This window comes from Glaciecola sp. HTCC2999 (assembly GCF_000155775.1).
Classification (GTDB): domain Bacteria; phylum Pseudomonadota; class Gammaproteobacteria; order Enterobacterales; family Alteromonadaceae; genus Opacimonas.
Genome location: NZ_ABST01000055.1, coordinates 1 through 1,453, shown reverse-complemented (window position 1 = coordinate 1,453; position 1,453 = coordinate 1). Strand labels below are relative to the sequence as shown.

Below are 1,453 nucleotides of genomic sequence, written 5' to 3'. Positions count from 1 at the left end.
ATGATTTGCCCATTAAGTTCACCTCCACATACGTACCAAATTTCATTTTAGGTGCGTTGGTCATCAGACTATACGGGTCTTCAATTTCAACAACTAAATGGGTCATTCGAGTCGCTTGATCTACTCGTCCTGTATCACGTGCAATGATGCCCTGACGTACTGTTTTATCCATTCCCCTTGATACAACGGTGGCAGGTGTATTAACCAGCGTATTTGGTAAGAAAGGTGCATCAAATCCCGCAATGGGAAAGATGATTTCGGCGCGTTCAACATTATTTAATCGTGCGACTTGTACGCCTTTATTCACAAACTGGCCAACACCAATATCACGACTGACAATCAGTGCATCATACGGTGCTGTCACTTGCGTGTTATCTAAATCACGTAGCGCGATTTTTAAACGTGATTGTGCTGACTTTAATCCCGCTTGCGCACTTAATAACTGTGGTTTGCGTAAATATAAATCAGTCACTGTCGCACTAGGCAAATTTTTGGCTTCACGTTTGGCCACATCTGCGCGTGCCTGTTCTTCGATTAAAGTGGCTTGAGCACGAGATACTTCTGATTCAGCTTGCAGTACAGCTGCTTCATATTGGTCCGCTTCAATGGTAAATAACACATCACCACGCTTCACTAATCCACCTTCAACAAAATTAGCATGCCAAGATAATACTTCGCCTGAAACCTGTGCTGATATGGCTGTTGTTTCAGCTGGACGCACCTCACCATTAGACTTAATGATAACTTCGTAATTAATCTTTGTTGCAGGTTGAACACTGACTGTTGGACGTGTATCAACTTCGTCTTTTTCTGCTTTGTCATCAGCGGAGGCGTTAATTGCGATCATACCGCCAATTCCTGCAGCGAGAATAATAATAGCGAAGGCGGTTTTTTTGAAATTACTGTTCATGTATTTACCTAGAGAGATCCATGTTTATGTATAAATAATAACTGAGCTATTTGTACAGTTCTGTAGCTAAATGTAACGAGTTGTAAGCATGATATATGAAGCCATATATTATTCGAACAGCTTAAAGTAACACAGCTCATCACATAGCAATATGCAAACACTATTCCAATTAAATAACCTAATAAAAACAATGTTTTATATTTTAGTTGATTGGAAAAATTAAGAAATTGACTAAATTGTTGTTATGTTAACTTAAAATTAGTTGATATAAAAAAATCACACCCCTTAAGTTATTTTTTAATAAGTAGGGGGTGTGATTTTAGCGATGCTGAGTCGATTAAATTTAGTAAGGTGCACTGCCTGGTGTACGTGGGAATGGAATAACATCACGAACGTTTTGCATGCCTGTGACGTACGCAACTAAACGTTCAAAGCCAAGACCAAAGCCTGAGTGAGGGACGGTGCCATAACGGCGCAAGTCTCGATACCAACCATAGTCCTCTGGATCTAGGTTCATCTCTGCTAAGCGTGCATCAAAAACGT

Annotated in this window: 2 protein-coding genes; both read right to left on the bottom strand. The window is 40.1% G+C overall.

Annotated elements, in window-relative coordinates:
• A partial coding sequence (locus tag G2999_RS00035; RefSeq protein WP_010177454.1) for an efflux RND transporter periplasmic adaptor subunit occupies positions 1-910 on the bottom strand: 910 nt, incomplete at its 3' end.
• Positions 911-1,253: 343 nt separating this feature from the next.
• Positions 1,254-1,453: amino acid--tRNA ligase-related protein (locus G2999_RS11430; protein ID WP_010177453.1), on the bottom strand; the 200-nt coding region annotated here is incomplete at its 5' end.